The 26,919-nt window shown below is 44.2% G+C and carries 23 protein-coding genes and 1 pseudogene; 14 read left to right on the plus strand and 10 right to left on the minus strand.

Translation table 11 applies throughout. The features are described 5' to 3' along the window. The first annotated feature begins 3 nt into the window (after positions 1-3). Positions 4-492, plus strand: a complete 489-nt coding sequence (gene rnhA, locus MVI27_RS02870; RefSeq protein ID WP_246959192.1) for a ribonuclease HI — start codon at positions 4-6, stop codon at positions 490-492. 619 nt (positions 493-1,111) lie between these two features. Here the strand turns inward: rnhA and MVI27_RS02875 are convergent. From MVI27_RS02875 to MVI27_RS02900, 6 genes and pseudogenes are all read right to left on the minus strand, one after another. After that, complete coding sequence (locus tag MVI27_RS02875) at positions 1,112-1,690, minus strand: ankyrin repeat domain-containing protein (RefSeq protein ID WP_246959193.1); 579 nt, start codon at positions 1,688-1,690, stop codon at positions 1,112-1,114. A 199-nt stretch (positions 1,691-1,889) separates the two neighbouring features. After that, positions 1,890-2,105 (minus strand): annotated as a pseudogene (locus MVI27_RS02880) (hypothetical protein); the annotation flags it as partial. Between the two features lie 454 nt (positions 2,106-2,559). Continuing rightward, the gene (locus tag MVI27_RS02885; RefSeq protein ID WP_246959195.1) at positions 2,560-3,156 is read right to left on the minus strand and encodes a hypothetical protein; all 597 of its coding nucleotides are present in this window, start codon (positions 3,154-3,156) and stop codon (positions 2,560-2,562) included. A 2-nt stretch (positions 3,157-3,158) separates the two neighbouring features. Beyond that, positions 3,159-3,902 carry a hypothetical protein gene (locus tag MVI27_RS02890; RefSeq protein ID WP_246959196.1) on the minus strand — a complete coding sequence of 248 codons (744 nt, stop codon included), beginning with the start codon at positions 3,900-3,902 and terminating at the stop codon, positions 3,159-3,161. A 4-nt stretch (positions 3,903-3,906) separates the two neighbouring features. Then, positions 3,907-6,450: a hypothetical protein gene (locus MVI27_RS02895; protein WP_246959197.1), complete on the minus strand. Its 2,544-nt coding sequence runs from the start codon at positions 6,448-6,450 to the stop codon at positions 3,907-3,909. A gap of 7 nt (positions 6,451-6,457) precedes the next feature. Continuing rightward, entirely contained in the window at positions 6,458-6,619 is a 162-nt protein-coding gene (locus tag MVI27_RS02900; RefSeq protein WP_246959198.1) for a hypothetical protein, read from the minus strand. Between the two features lie 378 nt (positions 6,620-6,997). Here MVI27_RS02900 and MVI27_RS02905 point away from each other — a divergent pair, with 378 nt between their 5' ends. From MVI27_RS02905 to MVI27_RS02935, 7 genes are all read left to right on the plus strand, one after another. Further along, positions 6,998-7,627 carry an NAD(P)H-dependent oxidoreductase gene (locus tag MVI27_RS02905; RefSeq protein WP_246959199.1) on the plus strand — a complete coding sequence of 210 codons (630 nt, stop codon included), beginning with the start codon at positions 6,998-7,000 and terminating at the stop codon, positions 7,625-7,627. 8 nt (positions 7,628-7,635) lie between these two features. Next, complete coding sequence (gene nadB, locus MVI27_RS02910) at positions 7,636-9,207, plus strand: L-aspartate oxidase (RefSeq protein WP_246959200.1); 1,572 nt, start codon at positions 7,636-7,638, stop codon at positions 9,205-9,207. Between the two features lie 239 nt (positions 9,208-9,446). Beyond that, positions 9,447-10,310, plus strand: a complete 864-nt coding sequence (nadC, locus tag MVI27_RS02915) for a carboxylating nicotinate-nucleotide diphosphorylase (RefSeq protein WP_246959201.1) — start codon at positions 9,447-9,449, stop codon at positions 10,308-10,310. A 221-nt stretch (positions 10,311-10,531) separates the two neighbouring features. Continuing rightward, the gene (locus tag MVI27_RS02920) at positions 10,532-13,840 is read left to right on the plus strand and encodes a TonB-dependent receptor (protein ID WP_246959202.1); all 3,309 of its coding nucleotides are present in this window, start codon (positions 10,532-10,534) and stop codon (positions 13,838-13,840) included. A gap of 83 nt (positions 13,841-13,923) precedes the next feature. Beyond that, entirely contained in the window at positions 13,924-14,358 is a 435-nt protein-coding gene (locus tag MVI27_RS02925; RefSeq protein ID WP_246959203.1) for a hypothetical protein, read from the plus strand. Between the two features lie 26 nt (positions 14,359-14,384). Then, complete coding sequence (locus tag MVI27_RS02930) at positions 14,385-15,377, plus strand: aspartate-semialdehyde dehydrogenase (protein ID WP_246959204.1); 993 nt, start codon at positions 14,385-14,387, stop codon at positions 15,375-15,377. A gap of 75 nt (positions 15,378-15,452) precedes the next feature. Then, entirely contained in the window at positions 15,453-16,442 is a 990-nt protein-coding gene (locus MVI27_RS02935) for a cation diffusion facilitator family transporter (protein WP_246959205.1), read from the plus strand. On the opposite strand, the gene MVI27_RS02940 is transcribed toward MVI27_RS02935, so the two are convergent. Both MVI27_RS02940 and xrtF read right to left on the minus strand, forming a co-directional pair. Beyond that, complete coding sequence (locus tag MVI27_RS02940) at positions 16,439-16,876, minus strand: exosortase F system-associated membrane protein (RefSeq protein ID WP_246959206.1); 438 nt, start codon at positions 16,874-16,876, stop codon at positions 16,439-16,441. The two genes, MVI27_RS02935 and MVI27_RS02940, sit on opposite strands and share 4 nt — an antisense overlap. Then, positions 16,873-17,406 (minus strand): exosortase family protein XrtF, encoded by a 534-nt coding sequence (xrtF, locus tag MVI27_RS02945; protein ID WP_246959207.1) that lies wholly within the window; start codon positions 17,404-17,406, stop codon positions 16,873-16,875. Before xrtF ends, MVI27_RS02940 begins: the two co-directional genes overlap by 4 nt. A gap of 50 nt (positions 17,407-17,456) precedes the next feature. On the opposite strand from xrtF, the gene MVI27_RS02950 reads away from it, so the two are divergent. From MVI27_RS02950 to MVI27_RS02970, 5 genes are read left to right on the plus strand one after another with little or no spacing between them, the layout of a single operon-like run. Next, the gene (locus MVI27_RS02950) at positions 17,457-18,485 is read left to right on the plus strand and encodes an aminoglycoside phosphotransferase family protein (RefSeq protein ID WP_246959208.1); all 1,029 of its coding nucleotides are present in this window, start codon (positions 17,457-17,459) and stop codon (positions 18,483-18,485) included. Between the two features lie 17 nt (positions 18,486-18,502). After that, entirely contained in the window at positions 18,503-18,925 is a 423-nt protein-coding gene (locus tag MVI27_RS02955) for a RapZ C-terminal domain-containing protein (protein WP_246959209.1), read from the plus strand. Further along, positions 18,925-19,638, plus strand: a complete 714-nt coding sequence (locus tag MVI27_RS02960; RefSeq protein WP_246959210.1) for a nucleotidyltransferase family protein — start codon at positions 18,925-18,927, stop codon at positions 19,636-19,638. The genes MVI27_RS02955 and MVI27_RS02960 overlap by 1 nt, the downstream gene beginning before the upstream one ends. Continuing rightward, a complete protein-coding gene (locus tag MVI27_RS02965; RefSeq protein ID WP_246959211.1) occupies positions 19,639-20,397 on the plus strand; it encodes an LOG family protein in 759 nt (252 codons plus the stop codon). 42 nt (positions 20,398-20,439) lie between these two features. After that, complete coding sequence (locus tag MVI27_RS02970; RefSeq protein WP_246959212.1) at positions 20,440-20,910, plus strand: DUF6702 family protein; 471 nt, start codon at positions 20,440-20,442, stop codon at positions 20,908-20,910. A gap of 294 nt (positions 20,911-21,204) precedes the next feature. On the opposite strand, the gene MVI27_RS02975 is transcribed toward MVI27_RS02970, so the two are convergent. Continuing rightward, on the minus strand, positions 21,205-22,554 hold the full coding sequence (locus tag MVI27_RS02975; RefSeq protein ID WP_246959213.1) for a M949_1556 family lipoprotein: 1,350 nt from the start codon (positions 22,552-22,554) through the stop codon (positions 21,205-21,207). A gap of 28 nt (positions 22,555-22,582) precedes the next feature. Further along, positions 22,583-25,447 carry a TonB-dependent receptor gene (locus MVI27_RS02980; RefSeq protein ID WP_246959214.1) on the minus strand — a complete coding sequence of 955 codons (2,865 nt, stop codon included), beginning with the start codon at positions 25,445-25,447 and terminating at the stop codon, positions 22,583-22,585. Positions 25,448-25,651: 204 nt separating this feature from the next. Here MVI27_RS02980 and MVI27_RS02985 point away from each other — a divergent pair, with 204 nt between their 5' ends. Next, on the plus strand, positions 25,652-26,851 hold the full coding sequence (locus MVI27_RS02985) for an endonuclease/exonuclease/phosphatase family protein (RefSeq protein WP_246959215.1): 1,200 nt from the start codon (positions 25,652-25,654) through the stop codon (positions 26,849-26,851). Positions 26,852-26,919: the final 68 nt, after the last annotated feature.

Raw genomic sequence — 26,919 nt, forward strand, 5'->3', positions numbered from 1 at the left:
TAGATGAGTCTCATAATCAACATTTACACAGACGGGGCCTGCAGCGGCAATCCGGGCCGTGGCGGCTACGGTATCGTGATGAAAGTTCCCGAAAAGAACTACGAAAAACGCTACGCACAGGGGTTCCGGCGCACCACCAACAACCGGATGGAATTACTGGCTGTAATCACCGCACTGGAAAAACTAAAGTCTACTGAAAACGATATCCATGTTTTCACGGACAGTAAATATGTTTCGGATGCCATTAACCAAAAATGGATTTACGGCTGGATTCGCAAAGGTTTTAAAAACGTAAAGAACCCCGACCTGTGGCAACGCCTTGTTCCGCTCCTCAAAGCGCACACCCCTACTTTCCACTGGATAAAAGGCCACGCCGGCCACACCGAAAACGAAATCTGCGACCAACTGGCCGTGAAAGCGGCCCAAACTGAACCTTTGCTTGTGGACACCTTTTTTGAGCAGCAGGGAAAGGGCGGGCTCTTCGACAAATAAGGCTGCAACCCGCTTATAAACCCGTCTTTTAAAACCTTCTTTTTCATAACAGCCAAAGAAGGCAAACTCATTAAAAATCAATTTCTTATATTTAGCCAGGCAGCAGCATGCTGCTCAGCGTATTTGTTTTATATAATCAATTTAAAGCAACAGTATGGAATTGAAGCATATGATACTTATTTTTGCCGTGGTTCTTTTCACCGTTTTACTTTTTGTAAACATGCAACTGCTACAAAATAAAAAGGTAACCCCAGAAACCGGCCTGTTTTTGTTTATTTTATCCGTTCTCTTCCCTCCTTTGGGATTCATTATCTTGAAAATTATGAGATTCAGACAGCGATAGTCTGCCCCAAAGCAATTGACGGCATGATCTGCTCACTTTATTTCGAGGATTTCAGCAGCATTCGACACTTTGAACTTTTTTTCATTATTAGCCCCCAGTTCAAAGTTTTCGTTTTCAGTTTTTACGGTTAAAACGGAATTCTTGTCTATTGTAAAACTTGTTTTTTCCACGACCACGTCGTTTTCCGGCTCATGTAGTTCACCTTCCACATAAAGGCTGGAAACTACAGCCTTGTCATAGATTGAAATTAATTTGACAAAATAATCTTATCCAAATTTAATGTTCCTCAAAAAGAAAAACCCATTTGCCACCTTTCCGCAATCCTATGCTCCGAGCATCATCACCCGCTTCGTTTTGCACATCCACGTTTGCCCCTTTTTCCAACAGTCTTTTTGTTAAGCTAAAGTTATTATTTTCCAAAGCCACTAGCAGAGGTGTAATAATATATTCGCTGTTTCCAAGTATAATACCATTTACGTTGGCTTCTTTTGGAATTAGCTTTTCGGCAATTAGATCACGATTAAGCTTACAGGCCAACGTAAGCGGTGTTAATCCTTCTTCAGTATAAATCCGACTAATGTCCACATCTTCCGTCAAAATATAATTAACTAAAGCCACATGATTGTTTTCAATGGCGACATACAGCGCATCAAACTCGTAGATGTCATCTGTTTTGGCTAATTGTATATCTGCGCCCGCTCTTAAAAGTTTTTTGACTTTATTGATATCATTATTCTTGCAAGCGCTACCCAGCAATGTGTACCGATCGCCCTGTTCCTGAATTACAAATTGGTTTATCTGCAAAGAATCAATCTTTTCACCGGAAGTGCCGGTTATGGCCGGATTCTTCTGCATGCAGCTGATGAAAAGGACTATCGAACAGAGCATTATTCTTCGCATATTTCATTATTTATTGGCCGAACAATTTAATAATCAGGTGTCATTATTTGGCTTTAATTTTTATTCATAAGAGAAAAGAGCTACAGACACGGAATATTGTTAAATACAATTTTCAGGTATATACTACTTGCGGGCACATTTGGGAAAACACCTTCTAATCCATATTTTTTTCCTCGTAAGAAAGAATGTCCCAACGGCTAGCATTAGCTAATTTATAAACAATGGTTCGAATGGTGCAGCAGCCACTTGGCTTCATCGTTGTTAAAGTTTTGTTTTTGTCATCAATTTCAGCTGGAAAATAGCCTGCATTCAACGGGAAAGTTTTATCAACATTAAACATACCTGCCTCGTTTTGAAAATAATACAAGTAAGACGGTCCGGATTCCCGCCGAGGTCATACAGTATTGCAAAGTCTTCCCGTCCATCGAAATTAAAATCACCGATGATAAAGTCATGGTAGCTCTCTACACCTTCATCAATCTCGGTACTTTTATTAAAGTAATCAACCTGGCTTACTTGAAAAGGACCTTCTTCTATCGCCAATAATTTGGCTTATGGGTGATAATTTGCTTTATCTGATGTTCGTTTTTAATTTGTATTTCTATCTGTGCAGGTCTGCCATCCTCATCTGTTTTGCGTAAGGTGAAAAGAAAGGACGGTCTCCCTGCAGGTTGTCTATCAAAACGTGTTTCTCTAACCACGGCATTCTGTGTAGCCATCCCCATCTTTACCGGCTTTTTGCAGCTGTACAAAGAAATCAGAAGTATACAGGATAAAAATATTGGAAGTTTCATATTAGGGAATTAAGTTTAGATAATAAACTTCTAGTAAAGTTTATACTGCTGCATTTCAGCTTCGAAGGATTCATCTAAATAATAAAGAGAATCAGTTCGGATTTTCCCATCAGTTCTTATTGTTCTCTTTAAATAACAAATGGTTACAGGAGCATCAAACTTCGATTGGTGGAAATACTTTGCCTGCCAGATTTCGCCTTTTTTGAGGTCAAGATAGCTGAGACAAGTATATTGATTAAATCCGGCCGTTTCATTATATACTTCTGAATTTCGGTAGAACACGACTGAATCCACCTTAGTATTGTTCACGTAAGTAAATAAGACAATTCCAGCATCAGAACTATGTAAAAGTTGTTTTTGCAATTTTGAGTGAACATTCTTTCCAGGTAATTTCAGCACATTCGAATCATTTAAAGCACGAAAGTTTTCCTCATATAACGCACATTGCGTCATTAAACTATTGTGGTTTTTTGCAACCTGCTCAAAGAAATTGGGCTCTTCAAGTCGTTTATTTCCTAAAAATGATGATGAAGGATTTTCACCATTATATTTTATATACTCCTTGCAGCTCGCGGTAAGAAGCGCAAAAATCATCAGAAATCCTATATACGCTCTGTTAATTTTCATAATTAGTAGCAAAAATTAAGTTTCACCGTTTTGCAGGAGTTATTTTTCCATCGTATCCATTTTGTGACATCCTGATAATTTTCAATGTAATCACATTCTGTTTCGGGAACTGATTTAACCTGCATCGAATCTCCCTTTATTTGCAGCACTTCGTACCAGTATCCTTTTTCAGCAATTGTGGCATTTACCACAGCTTGCGTCAATTCAATATAAGCACTTTTTGCATAGTTTTCCCAAGAATCGAAGTGGTATTTATGTTTTTTACTAATCTTCTTTTTTTCTTTATTTATGTACACAATTAAATAATCATCATCCGTCTGCGGATCCTCTGCATCAAAACTAAAGGTACTAAACTCTTCATAGGGAATGATTTCCCGGGAAATTACAATTTTTGGAAAGTTAATTTTTAGCGCAGCATCATCGGCGGTGGTATTTACGGATACGCTTGCAAATGAAGTATTGTCGAGATTTAATATTTTGAAACTAATTCCCGGTGCCATGGTAACAACTCCTGTTCCCCGCAAAACATTCTCTGTGAAGAATTGTGTCCCTTCATATTGCGCTGTCTGTAACTGCAGTGAGTCAAAAGCGCAATTTTTTATTTTAGGAAATTGCTCCTCTAGAGCGGCAGTCACTTTTTCACCTGAACCTTTTACCAATGTAGATTCTATCTGCATATGATCAATTTTCTGGGAGCAGGAATTTATTATTACAGCAACACACAGTGCACCAAATAAGGTTTTCATAAGACTAATCTTTTAATTCTTTGTACTTAGGGTTATAACCCTCTTTTCTAACATGTAAATGATGGTGGTGGTCCGTTAAACTTGTGGAGTTCTTCAAAATAAAATTCTTACCATTTACTTTAATATTGTAACTATAAAATTGCGAGTATCCGAACTTGATTAGCGCATCTAAAAATTTTTCTTGTCTATGGATATCAAATAGGTCGGGATCTTTATCAATATGAAGATTGTTTCCGGTTTTGTCCTTTCGTAAATACCTAAAGTCAAATGACACGCCATTGACGTGAGTAACACTGGGAGCCCCTGTTCCGTCTGCTGAAGTAGAACCATTAAAATGAAAGTCTTCAAAACCGCATTCTGCCACAGCTCCCAATAGAGACGCAAATGATACCGGGTTAATATATTCACGCGATGTATTATCTTCAATTCTTATCCTTACTTCGTCTTTTTGATAATTGATTGGAAAAGTCATCTTTACCAACTCGCCCAGACCATTCGCTTTTTGGTAGTATCTGGCGGTCTTTCCAATGACCCTTTTCTCCCATCCTGGACCACCATCTTTTTTCGAACCAACAATCCACTTTTGAGCTAATTTGAATTCTAGGGTACATATGTTATGCTGGTTACCTTTAGCATCGTGATAAACATATTTATATTTATCTTCAGCATCGGGATGTATTGTTCTTGGAAAACGTTTTTCGATATTTCCATCTTGATAAATATGGAAGGTTATAGTACCGCTGTTACTTATTGTTTTTGACGGTATTTTGTGATAATGATCATATTTGAAGAAAACTGTTTTAAGTAAATTATAATTGCTCTTACGCTTTTCCCACCCATTTGGCATTTTAGTATTTTTATTTCTACCGTTTAGCAAAACTGAAATCAATTCCAAATACTTATCTGCGAAAATTGCCAACTCATTAAGAGTCTTTCCCGAAGTTTCCTCTCCCCATCGATCAACCGCTTCAGACGGGGCTTTTGGCATCTTTTTGTAAATACTCCACATCCACCCACCGCTATCGACACAATAATCAACTGTATTGGCTACTACTTCAGGATTTCTTACAATTTTCTTGTCTCCTATATATTCTGCGTAATCTTGATATGGCCCGGGCTTGTCAAACGGAGATTTTGGATCGTTTGAATTAACTCTTACACCGGTTAATTGTAGCAAACCTCTTCCTTTATATATGCTTTGACTTGAGATAAAAACACTCTTTGTTTCCTCTGATAAAGAAAAGACACCAGTTTCTTCACAAACCTGTGCTAGAAAATGCATTTTTTGCGCACAGTGGTTGATTTTATACTTATTGAAACAGTGATTTAAAGATTTTGTTAAAACCGCAAACGATTTATCATTAATATTGCAGCCAACTCGCCTTCCACCCTTTAAAGCTTGCCCCTCCCAAATCCTTTCTGAACCTTTAAGGAGCCTAATAAATGTTCTAACATCTTTTTCTTTGAAGTCCCTGTTACAAAAGCATAAATCCTCTTTTGGCTTGTCTGGTTTCCTTTCATTCACCTTCGCCGCACTCCGTACCACCTCCAGCGGTTTTTCAGCGCTATTCGCCAGGCCAAATTTGCTGGAAGGAACATTAAGCTTCAATGGGATGACCTCAATGAAATACTGCTGTCGCTCCCGGTCAGGATCCTTGAGGTATCTGGAATCAATTCCTTTATTAAAAAGCGCCTGTGTTATGGTAACGGCAGGCATATCCATTGAATCACCTTTTATCGTAATGGCCGGGCTTGTATGAATCCTGTCATCTGAAAACACATCATATTCCCAAATGACAAACTGGATCCGTTGATTCAGCATATTACGGGTCCGGATGCGCACTTTAATCGTATCTCCCACTTTTACCTTTGTGACGGGATTTCCTTTCAGGTCCACAAAATAGGCATGGGTGATTTTCTTTTCCTGATCAGCACGCGGGCTTTTTGCAGAGGTGCCGGGAAAAATAGCACTGTTGTCTTTTGGTTTAGATTTGTGCGCAGGATTAACCACGTTTACATTTACCTGACTTGCGCCCCGGATTTTCCCCTCATAGGAAGCCGTGACATAATATTCATGGTAGGCACCTTCATCTTGGTCCCCTTTCATTAAAAATTTATCAGCAATCGCCTGCAATACTCTTGGATTGGAGGTCAAAGGGATTTTAGCTTCTGCAATGCCGTTTTTATTTACGCGCGCTTTAAAAACACCCGGCATTTGATTTTGTTTATTAATCTCCGCATGATGGCCTGGGCCGGGAGCATCATCTTCCCACAGCTGGAAAGTAATCTCACGGTTAAATAAACCTACACAATGCGCCCGGGCAATGAGCGTATCCTGATAGCTGGCCTTGTTAATGTCTTTTACACCACGATTAAAAAGAACCACTTTTACTATCTTGGACTCGGAAGCTCTCCCGGGAATTACAGTGAGGCTGCCTGCTTTTTTCGCTTCCCATTCATTGGACAACAGTTTCTTTTGCGCTTTAAAAACATCCAGCCGGAACTCTGTGCCGGTTACTTTTTCGCCAAATGTAAACGGGACGCGCATGCCGGTTTTAGGTGGTTTTTGGTGTAATATCTTTCCACGTGCCGTTTTTCTGCTTTTTCCAGATGTTCCAAACATACTGTACGTCCGCACTCGGCAGGTAATGTCCTGTGTCATGCACGGTGTACAACTCCTGTTTACCGACTTCTGGATTCTGATTACCGGTTATCATACAAAATGTCTTTATAAAATCACAGTTAACCTATTTATATCTTCATATATGCCTCAGGATTTTTCACCCAATACCTTATAACCCACGTTCTATTCCGGCTCGCCTTTATTGTGGTTCAATAAAACAGCTGCACGGCTCAGCGATCATGACAAGGCCGCCATAACATGCATTAATTTTGTTAAAGATAATAAAGAGCCAGATATAAAACAGTAGTAATACTACGACAAATTAGTATTACTTTTAAATTATTTTCACAACACATTCTTCCTTCAAAGCAAATGCAGCTATTTCACTAAGGAAATTTGACGATGAAAGCGCAATTATTTCTACTTGTCTTAGCTTTAAACCAATTTACCTTCATTTATTTACCTTTGTCTTATGAACTACCTTGAAGCACTGAACCGCCGCTATTCGGTAAAGAAGTTTGATACTGAACGTCAGGTAGCGCCGGAGGTGCTGCACAATATTCTGCAGGCTGGCAAGCTCTCGGCCAGTTCGCTGGGTTTGCAGCCGTATAAAATTTATGTGGCGGAAAGCGCGGCCATTCGCCGGGAACTGGTTCCGGCTTTTTATAATCCCTCGCAGGCAGAAACCTGTTCGCATTTGCTGATACTGACATCCAAAACAAAAGTGGAACAGGAATATATCGACGGTTATTTTCGTCACATTACGGAAGTGCGCGGTACACCCGATGAACAACTACAAGCGTTCAAAGCGAGTGTTGAAGGCTGGACGGAAGCGCAGGAACTCGAAGAGCAGCAGCATTGGGCGGAAAAGCAAAGTTATATTGCACTGGCCAATCTGATGTTCGCCGCTGCGCTGGAAGGCGTGGATACCTGCCCGATGGAAGGCTTCCGCGAAGAAGTATTAGCCCGCGTTCTGCAACTTAATCCTGAAAAAGAAAAAGTATCCGTTACGCTGGCCTTGGGATACCGCTCGGCAGAAGATGCTTTTCAGAACATGAAAAAGGTGCGCAAACCGGCAGAAAAGCTTTTTAAATTTTTATAAAAAGATCTATGATTAAAGCGGACGTCCTGGTAATCGGGTCCGGTATTTCCGGCCTGTCGTATGCTATCAAAGTTTCACAGCAAATGCCTGAGGCGAAGATTATCATCGTAACCAAAGCCGATGAGGACGAAAGCAATACCAAATACGCGCAGGGCGGCCTGGCTGTCGTCACCGATTTCAGCAAAGATAATTTCACCAAGCACATTGAGGATACCCTCCGCGCCGGCGATGGCGAGAACGATCCCGCCATTGTGAAAATGGTGATTGAGGAAGGCCCGGACCGCTTTCGGGAACTCGTGGACTGGGGAACCCAATTCGACCGCAAAGACGGGCACCTGATGCTCGGCCGCGAAGGCGGACATACCGAGAACAGAATTGTTCACCACAAAGACATTACCGGCCGCGAAATCGAGCGCGCCCTGCTGCAAACACTCCGCAGTTTGCCCAACGTGGAGATGATGAGCCACCATTATGTCATCGACCTTATCACCCAGCACCATATTCCCGGCAAACAATTCGACGAAAACTCAATTGACTGCTACGGTGCCTACATTCTGGATGAGCAGCAAAAGATAATTAAAAAAATTACGGCTAAAATTACGCTGGTCGCTACCGGTGGCGCCGGCCATGTGTATAAAAACACCACCAATCCCCTCATCGCGACCGGTGATGGGATTGCTTTCGTGCACCGGGCGCGCGGACGGATTTCCAATATGCAGTATTATCAATTCCACCCTACTGCGTTATTCTCCCGCCGCGACGGGATGCTGTTCCTGATCTCTGAGGCGGTGCGTGGTGATGGTGCCAAGCTCCGAACAAAAGACGGAAAACCCTTCATGCATAAATATGATGAGCGCGAAGAGCTGGCTTCCCGTGATATTGTGGCACGCGCCATTGATAACGAACTGAAAATATCCGGTGATGATTATGTAGGGCTGGATTGCCGGCAAATGAACCGGGAACGATTTATTGAGCACTTCCCCAATATATATCAGAAATGCCTGGAAGAAGGCATTGATCCTTTTAAAGAATTGATTCCGGTCGTGCCCGCCTGCCACTATCTGATGGGCGGCATTGACATTGATGAAGACGGACAGAGTTCGATCCGTCACCTTTTTGCCGTGGGCGAATGTACTAATTCCGGTTTACACGGCGCCAACCGGCTTGCCTCCAATTCCTTGCTGGAAGGCCTGGTCTTTGGCCATAAAGCCGCCATGAAGACCACAGAACTCCTGCAGGAAAACAATTTTAATTTTGAGGACTTAAAAGCCGTTCCGGAATGGAATGAAGAAGGCATGAAAATGATGGATGAAATGGTGATTGTCTCCTATCTCCGCCGCCAATTGCAGGAAATGATGAGCGACCTGGTGAGCATTGTCCGCAGCAATGAACGATTGCAGATTGCAGCCCGGAAGCAGCGTGAAATCCACGAAGCCGTGACCGAGTTGTACAGCTATTCGATCATCTCGCCGCAACTGGCAGAACTGCGCAATCTGGTGAACATCTCGTATCTCATCATCCGCCAGTCTCTTGAAATGAAAGAAAACAAAGGCGCTTTTTTCAATAAGGATCTATCGTAAACCATTATGGTTCTGATGTTTAAATGCATATTGCGAAATAAGATTCGGTTTTGTATCTTTGCCGCAAGTTTGCAACAGGTGCTGAGGAAACCAGCCGGCAGATTAAATAAAAAAGAAATGGAGCATCAGTTCAGGAATACAAAGTCTTTTCGTTATTGGCTTTCCCGTGACTTTTGCTGTGCGATAAACTTATAAACTTCAAGGTGTGCTGCCCTGAAGTTTTTTTATTTTAAAAAACCATGAAAAGACCTGCATACATTACCGATGCTGCGTTAAAAACTTTTATCAGCCGTGCGCTGGAGGAAGACTTGGGCCCCGGAGACCACTCTACCCTGGCTACTATTCCGAAAGACCTGCAGCAGAAAGCAAAACTTTTGGTTAAAGAAGATTGCATTCTGGCAGGCGTTGAACTCGCTGAGATCATTTTCCGCCAGTTTGATCCTTCGCTTTCTGTAGAAGTTTTAATGAAAGACGGACAGCAGGCAAAAGCAGGCGATATCGTTTTGAATATATCAGGCAGTGCCCGCTCCATTCTTTCTACCGAGCGCTTCGTTTTGAACTGCATGCAGCGCATGAGCGGTATTGCCACCCTCACTCACGAATGGGATGCACGTCTGGTCGGTACTAAAACCAAATTACTCGATACCCGTAAAACCACGCCCAACTTCCGTCTTTGCGAAAAATGGGCAGTTGCTATCGGCGGCGGAACCAATCACCGCTTTGGGTTGTATGATATGATCATGCTGAAGGATAACCATATCGATTATAACGGCAGTATTAAAAATGCAGTTTCAGCCGCACGCGAATATATCGCACAGAATGAGCTGGAACTTAAAGTAGAAGTAGAAACCCGTACGCTGCAGGAAGTCCGCGAAGCCCTGGATGCCGGCGCAGACCGCATTATGCTAGACAATATGGACATAGCTACCATGCGTGAAGCTGTGGCAATCATTGGCAAGAAAAGCGAAACCGAAGCGTCCGGCGGCATCACCCGCGACATGCTGAAGGAAATCGCGGATACTGGCGTTGATTACATTTCAGCCGGGGCACTTACGCATTCAGCGAAGAACATTGACCTCAGCTTAAAAGCAGTTACAGTCTGATTATATATCCAATAATTAAATCGCGTTATCAGGCAAAACTAAACAAGCGTTTACAAGCTGAAAATTGATTTTATATCTTTTTTAAAATACTGTCTGACACTTATTTAAAGGCTTTTTTTAACAAAATTTTAAAATTTAACATTTTCTTAATCAAAGTCCCGTTTAAATTAAATATTTTTGCACCATAATTTTAGCTTAATAAATCTATAATTAAAACTAATATGATTTTTAATCCATTAAAGAAATCTGTACTGGTTGCGGCACTTGCTTTTGCAGGCTATGGTACACTGCAGGCACAGGTTACTACCAGTAACTTGTCTGGTATTGTAACGGCTACTGCGGGTAAGTCTGTAAGTAATGCAACGATCAAGGCTACACACTTACCTTCTGGAACTGTGTACACTGCTACTGCCAATGCCTCCGGCGCGTTTAACATCGCAAACATGCGTGTGGGTGGTCCTTACCGCGTGGAAGTTACTTCCGGAAGTGAGCAGCCTATCATCTATGAAGATGTGTATCTGGAACTGGGACAACCATTTGTGGTAAACCCTGTATTTGGAGAAAAAACAGCGACTATTGCTGAGGTAGTTTTAACAGGCGCCCGCGGCAGAAACGTAAACCAAACCGGTGCTGCCACCAATGTTGGCCAAAAGCAGATTCAGGAACTTCCGCAGGTATCAAGAAGTATTACTGAATTTACCCGACTTACACCACAGGCAAATGGAAACTCATTCGCAGGTCGAGATGCACGTTATAACAACCTGCAGATTGACGGGGCTAACTTTAATAACGGCTTTGGCCTAAGCAGCAACCCACTGCCGGGGGGTAACGCTCAGCCAATTTCCCTGGACGCAATTCAGGAAATCTCTGTTAACATCGCTCCTTTTGATGTGACGCAGTCCGGATTTACAGGTGCAGGTATTAACGCTGTAACCAAGTCTGGTACCAACCGTTTCCACGGATCTCTTTATGGCTATTATAATGGTAAAGATCTGAACGGCTGGAAAATAAACGGAAATGAAATTCAAAAAGTTTCCGGAGCTAAAATGACCAACGGTTTAACAGTCGGCGGACCTATTGTTCAGAATAAATTATTCTTCTTCGTCAGCGGAGAGCGTGAAACTGCTACTGGAGCTAATGCATCCGGCGCTAACTTATGGAAAGCATCGCAGGATGGGATTGCTGATCCTGCCAACAACATTTCCCGTGTGAAGGAATCTGACCTTATCGCTGTTAAAAATCACCTGATCAACAGATGGGGATATGATCCGGGAAGATATCAGGGATATGCTGATGAAGCAATGCAACAGGGTGATAAATTCCTGACCCGACTCGACTGGAACATTAGCGACAAGCATAAATTTGCGGTACGATATAACTATTTGAAAGGAACCTCCATGCAGGTTGCAAACGCTACATCAGGACCTGCTCCAAGATCAGCTTGGGGACGTGTGAGCGATAAAGCGATGACTTTCGAAAACGGAAACTACAGCTTCGAAAACTATGTACAGTCTGTAACTGCGGAATTAAACTCAACGTTTAGTTCAGACCTTTCTAATAAATTCCTCTTTACGTACTCGAAAATTCAGGATACCAGAAAGTCACCATCTGACAAGCTTTTCCCATTTGTTGATATTTGGGACGGATCGGCGAGTGGAGGAAACTATATCAGCTTCGGTACTGAATTGTTTACTTATCTGAATGACGTTTATAACGACAACTTCTCCTTTACCAATAACCTGACTTATAACTTAGGCAGAAACAGCTTTACAGTAGGTGCTGCTTACGAAGTACAGAAATTTGGTAACTCCTATACCAGAATGGGTACTGGTTATTACCGCTACGCATCGGTAGAGGATTTCCTTTCTACCGGAACAGCAAACGAAGTAGCGCCAATTTCTTTTGGTCTAACATATCCGTATGCTAACCAGGATACATACTCAAGAGTAAACTTTGGACTTCTATCAGCTTATCTGCAGGATAGGATTACACTGACAGATAAATTTAACGTAACCGTTGGCTTGAGAGCTGAATTGCCAAGCTACCTGAACGATCTGACAGCGAACCCATCAATTGATGCGTTGACTCTATTAGACAAAAACGGCAATCCTAAAAATTACTCTTCAGGTGAATGGCCAAAGTCACGCGTAATGCTTTCACCAAGGTTAGGATTCAACTACGACGTTCTGGGTGATCGTAGCCTTACCTTACGAGGTGGTACCGGAATCTTTACCGGTCGTGTACCATTCGTTTGGTTAACGAACATGCCTACGAATGCCGGTGTATTGCAAAATACGGTAGAGCTTGACTATGCAGGTGTTGCTCCATGGATTGGAAACATCAGATTCCATCCGGAAGACATTTACTATTATGTAAATAATGTTCCGGCCGGCGGAGAAAATGTATTTATCAGCACTCCTAAGGAAGGTGCACCAACAACTTTTGCATTGGTAGACAGTGATTTCAAAATGCCTTCCGTTTGGAGAAGCAGCTTTGGAGCTGACTTTAAGATTCCAAACACACCGATCACGCTGACAACTGATATTCTTTATACTAAGGATGTAAATTCAGTTTTTCAGTACGGTGCTAACAGAAAGGAATCAACTTTCCGCATGACCAACCAGGATCGCGCCTTCTATCCTGACGAAAAGTCATACCGTTATAATGACAAGATTGGTGCAAACAGTGCAGTTGTTTTAACCAACTCTGACACAAAAGGTACTGCATTCTCCGCTACTTTTGGAGCGTCTGTTCGTCCTTGGCATGGCCTTTCTGGATCTGTATTCTATACGTATTCGGAAGCAAAAGAAATCTCTGCCAATTCAGGTTCGAGTGCCAGCTCTGCTTGGCAGGCTTCACCAACTGTGGATTCACCAAACCAACAGTCGCTTAGTATCTCCAATTACTCTATTCCTCACCGTGTAGTGGCAAATTTGAGTTATACGATTGGTAAAACTACCATTGGTGCCTACTACAACGGCGAGAACCAAGGCAGATATTCTTACTACTATTCCAATGATGTGAATGGTGACGGAATCGCTAATGACCTTATGTACATTCCTAAGGTAGGAGAAACAGTGAAGTTTGCAGACATCAAACAAGGAAGTACTGTCTTATTTACTGCTGCACAACAGCAAGAGGCATTTGACAAGTTTATCGCAGATAACGGATTGGAAAAATACCGTGGTACTATTCTGCCGAGAAACGAATTCTTGCTTCCATGGATAAACCGTGTTGACCTGAGAATCGCACAAAGTTTATTCACTGATATGGTTCAAAAAGGAGATAAAGTTCAGATTACCTTGGATATTATTAACTTTGGAAACCTTCTTAATTCCAAATGGGGAATTCAGGATTATACTGTAAGCAGCTACGGTGCAGCGATATTAGGTCGCTCCGGTGCTGTATCTGCAGATCCTTCTTTCACCATGTTGCGTGATGGTCAGTCTTTGGTAGCGTCTCCATACAGAGCTTCCAGCTCCCGAGGTACTACATTTAGTGCAGTTTTAGGATTTAAATATTCTTTCTAAGAAGATTAATTCTTTCTAATAAAGTGATCCCGGTCTGTGACCGGGATTTTTTTATCTTTGTGCTACATTAAAAAAATAAAACAATGGATTTCAACATCATGCTTAATGCACACCGTGGGTTTGCGTATTTGATTTTGCTGGCAACGGCCATTTTTGTAATTGCACTGCTGATGACGATGTTCGGCTATTCCGGCCGGATCACCAAACTGCTGCGTAAATCAACGCTGTTCACCATGATCTTCTTCCATGTCCAGGCGCTGATCGGACTGGTGATGCTGTTCTTCTTTTCGCCGGGCTTTCAGGCCGCGCGTGAATCAGGAACTTTAATGAAAGATGCCACCGCCAGAAATACCTTTGTGGAGCATCCCTTTGCCATGATTGTAGCTGCGGTACTGCTCACCATCGTGAACAAGAAATTTAAGATGAATGAAAAGCTGAACATGAGCTGGGTAATTATGTCCTTTATCGCACTTGCACTGATGCTGTGGGCTTTCCAGTGGACGAGACTTTTCGGTTAATTAACTTTAATACTTTCTGATATTATATGAAAATAGCACTTGTGGGCGCTACCGGTATGGTAGGCCAGGTAATGCTGAAGGTTCTGGAAGAACGAAACTTTCCGGTGACGGAACTCTATCCCGTGGCTTCCGAGAAATCAATCGGCAAAACCATCGTTTTTTGCGGCAAAGAATATCCTGTCGTTTCAATGGAAGAAGCGATCCGTAAGAAACCACAAATTGCGCTGTTTTCAGCGGGCGGCAGCACGTCGGCAGCATTTGCTCCGAAGTTTGCCGAAAACGGCACTACTGTTATTGACAACTCTTCCCACTTCCGGATGGAGGCGGATAAGAAACTAATCGTTCCGGAGATTAATGCAGCGTCTCTGACGAAGGAAGATAAAATTATTGCCAATCCGAATTGCTCCACTATTCAGCTAGTGCTGGCGCTCGCGCCCCTTCATCAGAAATACGGCCTGAAACGCGTGATTGTGTCAACCTATCAGTCTGTCACCGGTACCGGTAAAAAAGCAGTTGATCAGCTCAACGCAGAAATCGCCGGAAACGACAGCGGCGAAAAGGTGTATCCTCATCATATTTTTAAGAACGCACTGCCACACTGCGATGTGTTCAGTGAAGATGATTACACAAAGGAAGAGATCAAGCTGATGACGGAACCGCATAAAATCATGCAGGACGATTCTTTTAAAATCACAGCCACAGCCGTGCGGGTGCCTGTGCAGGGCGGCCACTCCGAAAGTGTAAATATCGAGTTTAATAAAGACTTTGACCTTTCAGAAGTGCGGAACCTGCTGGCAGATAGCCCGGGTATTGAAGTGGTTGATGATGTAGCCAATAATCAATATCCGATGCCTTTGTATGCCGAAGGTAAAGACGAGGTTTTTGTGGGCAGAATCCGCCGCGACAATTCCCAGCCAAATACGCTGAATATGTGGATTGTGGCCGATAACCTGCGGAAAGGTGCCGCCACCAATGCGGTACAAATTGCAGAATATCTGCATCAGCATCAATTATTATAAACAAACAGCCCGCTCCACAGCGGGCTTTTTTATTATTAGACAGAGCGAACTTTTGCAACTACTATTTTAAAACATATGTCAAATCATCATACAAATACGCACATCCGTTTCCAGTGGCTCATCGCCGCTGCCGGCGTTGTGCTTTTCGCCGTCAAAATCGTCGCCTGGCGGCTGACTTGTTCCGATGCTGTATTCTCCGATGGGATGGAGAGTATCGTGAACATTATGGCTGCCTTCATGGGGTTGTACGCACTTGCTCTGGCAGCTAAGCCACGTGACCCCGAGCATCCGTACGGGCACGGTAAAGTGGAGTTTATCACTTCGGGTATTGAGGGCGGACTGATTATGGTGGCCGGTGCCATCATCATCGTGCAAAGTGCAGTTTCGCTCATCAATGGGAATACGCCCCAAAAGCTGGAATGGGGAATCCTGATCATCGCGGGCACGGCCGTTGTCAATTACATTCTGGGGCATATTTCCTGGCTGCGCGGCGTGCGCGAGAACTCACTGGTATTGCAGAGCTCCGGGAAACATTTGAAAACAGATACGCTGACCACTGTCGCAATTGTAGCTGGACTTCTCATCGTCCATCTCACCGGATGGTACTGGGCGGACCCTGCTATTGCCGCATGTTTTGGCCTCTACATTATTTATGTGGGATACAGGATTCTGCGCACGGCGCTGAGCGGAATAATGGACGAGGCTGATGAAACACTGCTTGCTGATCTGGCGGTACTGCTGGAAGAACACCGAAAGCCACAGTGGATTGATCTGCACAACGTCCGTATTCAGCAGCATGGCAGCCGGCTGCATATTGATGCGCACATGACTTTGCCCTGGTATTATGAATTACGGCGCGCACATCAGGAACTGGAGGAAGTATACCAGCTGATCGGCGCGAACGCCAGCAGGCCGGTGGAACTTAATTTCCATATTGATGACTGCCGCAAAATTTCCTGTTCAATTTGCACCATGCAAAATTGCCCTGTCCGGCAGCTGCCTTTGAAGAAAAAAATTCCCTGGACTTCGGAAACGCTTAGCCAGCACCGTAAACACGGCCTTTAAGCTGCATTTTGAGCAAGACGCGAACGGTAATAAAACAACGGCACCAATAATAAAACCGTTAAAGGCTGTATGACAAACCTCCGCATATAAAAAGAGAAAAGGTAGCCGATTTCAAACTGAGTGTGTACTGCGTATAAATACAAGGGAAATGTAATCAGGAAAACAAGTGCGATCAGAAGTGCAGCCTGTTTCGTCCAGACCTTATTCCGGAAAAGCACCTGAATTAACAGTAAAGAAAAGAAGAGATTTAATGCAAACCTGAACAAGTGATTCAGCACCAGCTTAGGCATTTCATACGGCGGAAAAACGGCATGCCGGTCTGCCAGCAGAAAATAGTCGCGCAACGGATCATAAAACACTTTGGTTTCCAGCATGCGCACAGCCACCAGCCCGGCCAGGGCAACTATCATTAAAAGCCAGCGCACCCATTTCATTTGGCCGCACTTTTAAGAACAAAACCTTTAATCCAAAGAAGCCAGAGCAGCACGACGGTTCCATAAATAATGGCGGGAAAGAAATAGTCGTGTCCGATTTTGGTGTAATGCGGATAATGCAGCACCAGGAGATTAAGCCCGGCAATTCGCAACACATTGATGATATGTAATATAATTACACCGCCAAATGCAAATAAAAAGGTGCGCAACCCACTGTAAAAAGCAAAAATAAAAGCAAGGAATAAAATAATGACAGACACGGCGTTGCAGCCTTCCACCATCCGGGTCACATATTGCCCGTTTATGTAGAAATAGGTGGTTTCCTCCAGCGGTTGACCGGGCACCAGCAAAGTGGTATACCCCAACCATTCCTGGACCATCGCTACCTGGCGCATCACCCAATCAGAAAGCGGATCCAGACCGTGATCGCGGTGGCCGTTCAGATAAAGCTGATACGCGCCCACCAGCACCACATACAGCAGTACAAACCGCAGCAGCATTTTCAGTACCGGCTTGAAATCCTTCCACATAGGCGCAAATATACTGCTTTAAAACAGGAAATTGCTATATTTGTGACCCTATGACTACCGACGAAGCCCGCCAGTTTTTCGAAAATTTTGCCGGCAGTGCTGCAGATGTTTTTCAGCCACTGGCAGCCAGCGGCTCAGCGCGGATGAATTACGTTGCGTCTGCAAATAATACCAGATACATCCTTACCGCCAATCATCATATTGCGGAGAATGAAAGTTTTCTCTATCTGTCCCAGGTCTTTCAGAATTTAAAACTCAACACGCCCAAAATCTTCACCGTTTCTGCGGACCGCACGATGTACGTGCAGGAGTTTCTGGGCACACAGACACTGGCAGAATGGTTTAAGACAAATCCGCCAGTTGATGAAATAAAAACGACGGTGCAGCAGGTTCTTCGTAAATTATATCATCTGCAGAAAGCAACGTTTGGTAAAATAAATTTCAGCAGGTCCTATGAGTACGCCTCTTATGATGAACTGCCGGTTACCAGCGATCTATATTACTTTAAAGCCTATATCGCTGATATGCTGGAGCTTCCTTATCATAAAGGAAAACTGCTTGCGGAATTCCGGGAAATTATTGAGCGGGTAAGTAAACTGCAACCCAGGGGCATTATGATGCGCGACTTTCAGGCGAGGAATATCATGCTTAATGACAAAGCGGATGTTTTCTTTATCGATTACCAGGCCGCGATGGAAGGCCCGCTGATGTACGATGTCATTTCCTTTCTTTATCAGGCAAGTGCGCCGTTTACGCAAGCGTTCCGAACTGAGATGGTTTCTTACTACTACTCCTTGTGGAAGGAGGAAGAAACTGTGAGCGTTTTGCAGCAATCCTTTATGCCGCTAAAACTCATTCGTTTTCTGCAGGTGCTCGGCGCGTATGGTTTCCGTGGCTTGGTCCAACGAAAACCCCACTTCATCAGCAGCCTCAGACCCGGTATTCTTAATCTGGTCAACTTTACGGAAGAATGGGAAGAAATGCCACAATATCCGGAACTCAGAAATTTAATTCAAACTTTAAACAGCGAAGATACCGCTGCGAAAATAGCAACCTTAATAAACAGCCGTCAGCGCTGATTTTAAAAATATATCTTATGAGTTTAACCATAGAAGTACACAGTTTTTCATATAAAAAGGGAGGCATTCCCAAAGATAGTTCCGGCAACGGCGGCGGTTTTGCCTTCGATTGCCGCGGAATCCTGAATCCGGGCCGGCAACAGGAATATTGCGACCAGACCGGCTGCGATGTGGGTGTGCAGGAATTCCTGGAAACACAAACCGATATGCCGCAGTTCCTAAAATTGGTGCAAGACCTTATTTCCATTAATGTAGAAAATTATTTATCCCGCGGTTTTGAACATCTGCAGGTTAATTTCGGCTGCACCGGCGGACAGCACCGTTCGGTATATGCCGCAGATCAAACGGCTGCTTTTCTTCGGAAGAAATATCCGCAGGCGACCGTTAAACTGATTCATGATGAGCAACCGCAGTTGTGTATTGCTGATTCCGGGTTGTAATGAAAGCATTAATTTTCGCGGCCGGAAAGGGAACCAGGTTGCGCCCTTTCACTGATCACCATCCGAAAGCGTTGGCTCCCGTGAACGGTGTGCCGCTGCTGGAAAGAAATATTCTGTACCTCAAAGGTTTCGGAATTACCCATTTTGTGATTAATATCCATCATTTCGGCGACCAAATCCGGGAGTTCCTGAAAAAAAATGACAATTTCGGCGTTTCGGTTCAGTTGTCGGATGAAAAAGAAATGCTGCTGGAAACCGGCGGTGGCCTGCTTTTTGCGCGTGCGCTGCTGGAAGACAGTACAGATTTCCTGGTCATGAACGCTGACATTCTCACTGATCTGGATCTCAATTCCTTTGTTGACTACCATTTGGCCAAAAATGATTTTGCTACATTAGCAGTATCAGACCGGAACAGTTCACGCAAGCTTTTGTTTAATGAGGAAATGCAGCTGAAAGGCTGGCGCAATATGAGCACCGGCGAAGAAAACCTGGCGGCGCCCGCGGGATCATTGCAGGAACTTGCCTTCAGTGGAATCCATTGCCTGAACGCCCGTATTTTTAATAAAATCCGCCGCACCGGTTCATTTTCCATTATGAAGGAATACCTGGACCTGATGCATACTGAAAACATTCATGGCTATCAGCACTCAGCCGTCATCGTAGATGTGGGCAGACCGGAATCTGTGCAGGAGGCCGAAAAAATATTTAAATAGATGAGCAAAATAGAAAGAGGAAAAGGCAAAACCAAGCTTGCCGCAGGGAGCGCTTTTGAAATAGATCAGAAAATTCAAAAATCTTTTAAGGAAAAAACCTGGGACGAAACCGTAACCAAGGACAGCTGGATGGTTTTTAAGGTCATGTCGGAATTCGTGGACGGATACGAGAAGATGGCCAAGATCGGGCCATGCGTTTCTATTTTCGGGTCAGCACGACTGAAGCCTGAGGATCCCTATTATAAACTCGCTACTGAAATCGCGGAAAAGATTACCGATATCGGTTTCGGGATCATCACCGGTGGCGGGCCCGGAATTATGGAGGCCGGGAACCGCGGCGCACGAAACGGCGGCGGAAAATCCATTGGTTTAAATATTGACCTTCCTTTTGAGCAGCATTTTAATCCCTATATCGACAAAGGGTTAAGTATTGATTTTGATTATTTCTTCGTTAGGAAAGTAATGTTCGTGAAATATTCCCAGGGCTTCATTGTGATGCCGGGCGGTTTTGGAACACTGGATGAACTGATGGAGGCAATCACCCTGATCCAGACGGATAAGATCGGCAAGTTCCCGATTGTGCTGGTGGGTTCAAAATTCTGGTCCGGTTTGCTGGATTGGTTTACCGATGTTTTGCTCGCCAACAAACTCATCTCTGAGGGAGATCTGGAGCTCTATCGTGTGGTGGATACAGCAGATGAAGCCGTGGCGCACATTAAGGCATTTTATGATAAATACACGGTTAACGTGAACTTCTGATTGGCATCATATTTGAGAATTACAACTACAATTTAAAGGAAGATGAAAAAATTTTTATATAGTTTATTAATTTTTGCATCGATGCTGATGATGAGTTTTGCGGTTGCAGAATTTTACTCCTCGATGACGAAAGTAGATTACCTCGAAGGGAGTAAGAAGCTGAAATTCACTACAAAAATGAATACCTCGCATATTTCCGATGCGATCAAAATAAATCCCAACACGGCCGGTTTTGAAGCTGAAGTTAAAAAGTATGTCAATAATAATTTTGATGTCTATGTGAACGGCTCGTCCCGCACCCTCACCTTTACGGGAAGCCAGGTAAACGGTGAATCCGTCTGGGTGTATTTTGAAGCAGGAGGGATTACCGATATCAGCACGATTAAAATTAAAAACTCCATTATGCTGGCCACGTTCCCGAAACAACTGAACCTGGTCAATATTGCCTACCGTGGTGTACAAAAAACGATTAAGTTCCAGCGCGGCAAGGAAGTAGATGAAGTTAGTTTTTAAGTAAAACGCAACTAAGAAAAGACAGTGAACCGGATGCAATTGCACCCGGTTTTTTTAGGTCGTTATTAAGAACATGCAACATCACAGAAGTGTTTCCTTTGCTAAATGGTTAGCTGCCAACTCAACTTCTCAGCCATACCGGACAGAGTTCTGTCTAACCTTTGGACCTGCCCATTCTGCACATAAGCAAAGAGCCACCTCCTCGCGGAAGTAGCTCTTTATATAATTATTTAAACATCTCATGCGATACTTTTAAAGCGGTTTTCCACCGCTTCAAAAGCACGTATTGATCTTTTAATTAATATTAATATCATCCAGCTGCATCACTGTGGATACACCGCTGTTGTTAACTGAATTGGAATTATATTCAAAAATGATATACCCTTCGCCCTGCGCAGTGAAAGTACCGGTTCCACTTGGACGGAAACTATCTTCATAATTGGCAGCACCGGCAGGACCATTTTTACCTTTAGAGATGTCAAACTGGTCAGTGATATCAACTAAAGTAGCCGCTCCAGGATTGGCTGGGTTATAGTTGGTTGAATAATATACGCTAAGGGTCTCACCATTGTAATATCCTGCGTTGGTTTTAAACGACAGTTTAGACTGCTGATCGAAATTAACCGGAACTGCAAAGTGGGTTTTCACCAACCCCTGGTTCAGACCGGAAATCTGGATATATTTATTGGAGCTGTACTCTCTTACTTCCCAAAGGCGGCTTCCTGTAACTGAAGTGTTATAATATTTGGTACCAAAATCCTTTGTTCCGCTTGTGTACGATTCAAAAGTTTCCACCGTGATGGCAAGACGCTTGTCATTAAGTTGTACATCGTTCAGACCGCGGATCAGCATTTGATATTCGCTGTTGTAACGGCTAACCACAAAGGTAACGGTCCCGCTTCCGGTTGGCAACAGGGCTGAACCATATTTCGCAAAACCGGAGCTTCTTATGGGAGCAGTACCACCGGTCAGGTCCTGCAGGGCACGGTTGGTGTCTTTTCCTTCACCGTTTACGTAATCGATGTACTGTTTATTCAGTTGAGATTCTTCAAACTGCACACCTGAAACAGAAACCAGTGTATTGATATATTTCTCATTTTTAGCGTCGGAGAGTTTGCTCAACTGTACCGGTTTAATGGTAGCGATATCCGCATTATTTCCATCACATACGGCAGAAATATACCGGGAGAGCAATACACTTGGAATTCGGCCAATATTGTAAGTTGGGTCCACAGAACCCAGTTTCACAGTTCCGCGGTCCAGTCCCAGGCGCAGGCCTTTTGCGTTAATTCTCACGTGCATCCCTACCGGAAAATCAGCATAGTTGCTGCTGCGGTCTACTTCCATTTGCAGGCCGGCCGTTGGGTTTTCCGGCTTATCCTGGAACACGATTGATTTATAAAAGTTACCATTCTCATCAGATGAGATAATATAGCCGTCAAAAATCAGGTCATCCTCAATCAGAAGATATCCTGAGGACGGCGCCATGGCCTTTACCTCGGCCAGTGTTTTGGTAGGCGCATCAAATTTATTGTTGCAGTTAATCGGTGGCGTTTCCCACTCGTCCTTATCCACACAGGCAGTTACTGCCAGCGCTGAACACGCAACGATAAAAGCGGTTTTAAAATATTGTTTAAGATTCATTGTTGTGTATTTTATAATTCTTGGTTAATTAAAAACGTACCTGCAGGTTTACGAAATAGGATGTTCCCTGTGTGTACCAGTATTTAGGGCCGAACAGCGGCATCTCGCGGTTATTTTCTTCCACAAAACGCGGATATGCTACGTTTCGGGTTTGCTCAAATCCACCGGTGATGTAGCGCTTGTTGTTCAGGATGTTGTTAACAGAAGCAGTTAGCAGCACGTAATAACTACCCAGTCTCCATGATTTCCCCGCGTTTGCATTAAAGAAGAAAGCGGCCGGCAATTGTGTTGGCTGCAATACGCGCCGAAGATCAGATTCCGTGAGTCCGGCGTACGGAGCTCCAGTGACCGGGTTCTGCACAAAACGCTCGGTGCGGGTAAGTGCGGAAGGATCCAGGAAGTTATCATCCAGATAATTCCAGTTTCCGCCGATCCACCAATATTTCGGTGAGTTGTAGCGCAATCCGATGGAATATCCCTGCTGCGGCGTTCCGCCCATGCGGTAATTCTTCAGATAGGCTTTACCCAGGTCCTGATAGGCTTTGCCGTTTTCAAAGACTCCTGCCGCATCGGAGGCAAAATATACATTCGGGTCATTCTGATAGGTGAACTGACCGTAGCTGGCAAGACCCTGTGCCGATAAGGTCGGCGACAGTTTTACGTCAACACCCAGTTCCGCGCCGAGGTTTCTTTTGTTCAGATTAGACATGACCTGTGTTACAAAAGCACTCTGTACGCTGGTAACTTCACCTTCCGCACTAGTGCTTTGCAGCTGGATTCCGTCGGCAAAGAAACGCTGAACGTTGGTGTCATTTTCTGTATTGACGATATATCCGGTTAATCTGAGTTTCACAAACGGGCTGTTGTGAACAAAGCTCAGGTCATTCGCATTCACCACTGCATTTCTCACGTTCGGCGCCACGGAGGCATTAACACGTGGGTTGATGAATAAATCTTCCAGGAAAGGTGCCTGTGAGAAATAAGCGCCATTATAAACAAAGAAGTTTCGTCCGTCTGCCTTATACACCACCTGTCCTTTTAAACCAAAATTCCAGAAATCAAAATTCTCGCTTTTGCCGTAGGAATCTTTATATAAATAATGGTTAAATAAACCTTCGCGGTTAGAAACAGAATAGCCCGCTAATCCGGACACAAAAGCATCAAATTTCCCGGTCTGGAATTTCAATCCCGGATTGAACTTCACTTCCTGGCGGGTGAAAATATAGTCATAGTTAATTTTATCTCCCACGCGTTTGGTTACCTGGTCCTCACCGGCATTATACAGACCGCTTTTGCCGGGCTGATTGGTATCGGAAAAAGGATCCCGGTTCAGCGCAAAGTCTCCTCCCAGCAGGTCTTTCACTTCGCGGTACAACTCAGACTTATAGTTCTGATAGGAAAGGTTTAGCAGAAAACGGGTCGTTTCACTGAAGTCATGGGTAAAGTGTGTGCCGGCATTAAAAATCTTATCATCACTGACATCGTTCACCTGAAAATACAGTGACCGTCTTCCGGTTACGCCATAATAATCAGCGGCCTGCTGATTCATATTGCGGCGGTACAATGCATTCCAGTCCAGCTGCGTAATGGCGGGATCACCGCTCTGCCAGCCGGCCAGCGCTGTTTGAAATGCATCCTGCGCTGTTGTCATGATTTCATTCGGACCTACGGTCACGGAAGCATTCGGATCCAGGGAATCGAAATAGCTTGGCAGGTTTCGGTAGTACGTCGGCGATGGATTGCTCACGTTCTGCCAGTCCAGGCGGGCACTTTTATCTTTACCAAACTGATAGGAAATAGCGGTACGCAAACTGGATTTATCATTGATCTTCCAGAAATCCTGCAGTTGGAATATAGGCTGGAAACCTTCGCGCACACGCTCGCTGCGTTTCTTGCCGTCCTGGTAGCCCCAGTAAGAGTTGTAATGAACACCGCGGTAGTCATACACTTCCTGCGTACTCGGGCTCGCGGTAGAACGGCGATACGGTGCTGCAAAAGCGCTGAAGCTCAGGGAATGGGAATCATTAAATTTCTTTTCAATCCCCAAAAATGCGCCATACGCATCATAAAAAGTTCCTTCCTGAATTCCTTCCTGTGCCCAGCGGCGCGCGCCCATGATGGTGTACGCCCAGCCGTTTTTGTTCATTCCCGAACTGTAGCGCAGGGAGGCGCGGTTGCGGTAATTTCGGTTGGTTAAGGAATAGGTTGCCTGGAAACCTTTGCGGTAATCTCCGGCATTGGTGTTTTTATAAATCACAGAACTGGCCCCACCGAAAGCATATTCAGACGGAGCGTGGTTCGCCGAGATTTCCGGATAACGCGTAATCTCGTTGAGACCGCCCCAGTTGCTGAAGTCCACATTTCCGTTGTCGGCTTTCACCATGCTCACCCCATTCATCATGGTTTCACCGGTACGGCCATCAATTCCGCGCGGACGGAACCAGTAGGCACCCAGGTCGAAGGCAGCAATGCGGCTGAACACATCCTGGGAAGACTGGAGCAGTCCCACGGTGGTTCCCTGGCTGGCATTCTCCTCATCACCGGTCGCTTCGATAATGGCGAGGCCCTGCTCAGCACCGGTTAAACTGCTGTACAAGGTGACCACACCGAGGTCCTTGCGTTTTTCATCGGTCACGTCGAACTCCATTACTTTGGTTTCGTACGCCGGCTTGGTGATCACGATCTGGTAATTGCCCGCTTCCAGATCCACGAACTGGAAGTAGCCGATTTTGTCCGCTTTCACCTCTTTCCCTGTTCCTTTCAGGTCGATCTCTGCACTTTCCACCGGATTTCCATCTGCATCTTTCAGATACGCATACACAGTAGTTTGCGCAAAATAAAAGGAGGCCGGCAACAAAGTGAACATTGAGATTAAAGATAGCTTTTTAATCATCTTCGTTAAATTAGTTTTGACTTCTGATTACTTTATTAATCAGTTGTATGATATGTGCGCAAATTTAAGAATAATATCCGTAAAAGATTTATTTAAAAACCTCTGTCAGAGGGTAACATGATAAAAGTTGGATAACCTGCTTCCCCGGAAAAATCCTGTTTTTTATTATTAACTTTGCATTATATAATTAGTACATTATTTACAATGAAAAAACTCAGCAGCCTCTTATTAATCGCTCTGTTTTGCTACGCTGGCGCGCAGCAAAAAGGGCAACTGAGAAAAGTAGCTACCATAGGCTTCATGAATGTGGAGAACCTGTTCGATACCATTCCGTCTGCCGATTATATTGATGGCACCAAGGACTTCAGCAATCCCGCTTTTCACCGCAGCGTCCCGCTTGACTCTTTGAAATATCTGGAAGTAACGGAAGAATACCGCGGCCCCTGGAGCAATGAATTACTGAAAGGCAAAAAAGTAATCCGCCGCCAGATCCTGGCAGATGATTTCACGGTTAACAGCCCAAAGAACTGGAACAGTAAAAAATACAACCAGAAAATTGCCAACATCGCGAAGGTGATCTCTGAAATGGGTGCGCAATATACCGGCAATATTCCGCCGGCGGTCGTGGGCCTGATTGAGGTGGAAAATCGTCAGGTGATTGAAGATCTGGTGAAACATCCGCTGCTGGCTAAATATGACTACGGCATTATTCATTACAACTCGTTCGATGCGCGCGGAATCGATGTGGCTTTGATTTATCAGAAAAGAAGGTTTACGCCGAGCAATTCACTTAAAAAAGAAGTGAAAATATTTAATGATGACGGCAAAAGAAGTTACACCCGTGATGTACTGGTAGCCACCGGCTTCCTGGATAACGAAAAAATTGCTTTGTTCATGAACCACTGGCCTTCCCGGAGCGGTGGCGAGGCGCGTTCCCTGCCCCGGAGAAATGCAGCTGCAGCGGTCCTGAAACAACAGATGGACAGCGTGCGCGCGCAGGATCCTTCCGCAAAACTATTTGCGATGGGCGATTTCAACGACGATCCGGTGAGCACCAGTTTGAAAAACTATCTGAAAGCTGCTTTGCAACCAAAACAACTGAGCCCGGAAATGCCGTATCTGAACCTGATGTATCCTTTATACAAAAAAGGGGTTGCATCCCTGGCCTACCGCGATTCCGGAAATCTGTTTGACCAGATTATCGTATCGGGCAATCTGATTTCAGACCAGGTTGGAAAAGAATATTCAGTTTACCGAACCGAAGTTTTTGCACCGCCGTATCTGATCAATAAGGAGGGCAACTGGAAGGGCTATCCGCTGCGTTCCTGGGATGGCGACCGCTATACCGGCGGCTACAGTGACCACTTCCCTGCTTTTGTGGTCGTGCAGCGCGAAGCAAATTAATATATTAAAGTTAAAACCGTTTCAGAAATGAAGCGGTTTTTTTGGTGATATATTTGATGTCTGAATTT

The sequence above is a fragment of the Chryseobacterium salipaludis genome, from assembly GCF_022968825.1.
Taxonomy (GTDB): domain Bacteria; phylum Bacteroidota; class Bacteroidia; order Flavobacteriales; family Weeksellaceae; genus Kaistella; species Kaistella salipaludis.

What these genes read in the sequence shown, in the direction of transcription:
- rnhA (WP_246959192.1), top strand. Translation starts at nt 4, where the DNA reads ATGAGTCTCATAATCAACATTTACACAGACGGGGCCTGCAGCGGCAAT.
- MVI27_RS02875 (WP_246959193.1), bottom strand. Translation starts at nt 1,690, where the DNA reads ATGCAGAAGAATCCGGCCATAACCGGCACTTCCGGTGAAAAGATTGAT.
- MVI27_RS02885 (WP_246959195.1), bottom strand. Translation starts at nt 3,156, where the DNA reads ATGAAAATTAACAGAGCGTATATAGGATTTCTGATGATTTTTGCGCTT.
- MVI27_RS02890 (WP_246959196.1), bottom strand. Translation starts at nt 3,902, where the DNA reads ATGAAAACCTTATTTGGTGCACTGTGTGTTGCTGTAATAATAAATTCC.
- MVI27_RS02895 (WP_246959197.1), bottom strand. Translation starts at nt 6,450, where the DNA reads ATGCGCGTCCCGTTTACATTTGGCGAAAAAGTAACCGGCACAGAGTTC.
- MVI27_RS02900 (WP_246959198.1), bottom strand. Translation starts at nt 6,619, where the DNA reads ATGATAACCGGTAATCAGAATCCAGAAGTCGGTAAACAGGAGTTGTAC.
- MVI27_RS02905 (WP_246959199.1), top strand. Translation starts at nt 6,998, where the DNA reads ATGAACTACCTTGAAGCACTGAACCGCCGCTATTCGGTAAAGAAGTTT.
- nadB (WP_246959200.1), top strand. Translation starts at nt 7,636, where the DNA reads ATGATTAAAGCGGACGTCCTGGTAATCGGGTCCGGTATTTCCGGCCTG.
- nadC (WP_246959201.1), top strand. Translation starts at nt 9,447, where the DNA reads ATGAAAAGACCTGCATACATTACCGATGCTGCGTTAAAAACTTTTATC.
- MVI27_RS02920 (WP_246959202.1), top strand. Translation starts at nt 10,532, where the DNA reads ATGATTTTTAATCCATTAAAGAAATCTGTACTGGTTGCGGCACTTGCT.
- MVI27_RS02925 (WP_246959203.1), top strand. Translation starts at nt 13,924, where the DNA reads ATGGATTTCAACATCATGCTTAATGCACACCGTGGGTTTGCGTATTTG.
- MVI27_RS02930 (WP_246959204.1), top strand. Translation starts at nt 14,385, where the DNA reads ATGAAAATAGCACTTGTGGGCGCTACCGGTATGGTAGGCCAGGTAATG.
- MVI27_RS02935 (WP_246959205.1), top strand. Translation starts at nt 15,453, where the DNA reads ATGTCAAATCATCATACAAATACGCACATCCGTTTCCAGTGGCTCATC.
- MVI27_RS02940 (WP_246959206.1), bottom strand. Translation starts at nt 16,876, where the DNA reads ATGAAATGGGTGCGCTGGCTTTTAATGATAGTTGCCCTGGCCGGGCTG.
- xrtF (WP_246959207.1), bottom strand. Translation starts at nt 17,406, where the DNA reads ATGTGGAAGGATTTCAAGCCGGTACTGAAAATGCTGCTGCGGTTTGTA.
- MVI27_RS02950 (WP_246959208.1), top strand. Translation starts at nt 17,457, where the DNA reads ATGACTACCGACGAAGCCCGCCAGTTTTTCGAAAATTTTGCCGGCAGT.
- MVI27_RS02955 (WP_246959209.1), top strand. Translation starts at nt 18,503, where the DNA reads ATGAGTTTAACCATAGAAGTACACAGTTTTTCATATAAAAAGGGAGGC.
- MVI27_RS02960 (WP_246959210.1), top strand. Translation starts at nt 18,925, where the DNA reads ATGAAAGCATTAATTTTCGCGGCCGGAAAGGGAACCAGGTTGCGCCCT.
- MVI27_RS02965 (WP_246959211.1), top strand. Translation starts at nt 19,639, where the DNA reads ATGAGCAAAATAGAAAGAGGAAAAGGCAAAACCAAGCTTGCCGCAGGG.
- MVI27_RS02970 (WP_246959212.1), top strand. Translation starts at nt 20,440, where the DNA reads ATGAAAAAATTTTTATATAGTTTATTAATTTTTGCATCGATGCTGATG.
- MVI27_RS02975 (WP_246959213.1), bottom strand. Translation starts at nt 22,554, where the DNA reads ATGAATCTTAAACAATATTTTAAAACCGCTTTTATCGTTGCGTGTTCA.
- MVI27_RS02980 (WP_246959214.1), bottom strand. Translation starts at nt 25,447, where the DNA reads ATGATTAAAAAGCTATCTTTAATCTCAATGTTCACTTTGTTGCCGGCC.
- MVI27_RS02985 (WP_246959215.1), top strand. Translation starts at nt 25,652, where the DNA reads ATGAAAAAACTCAGCAGCCTCTTATTAATCGCTCTGTTTTGCTACGCT.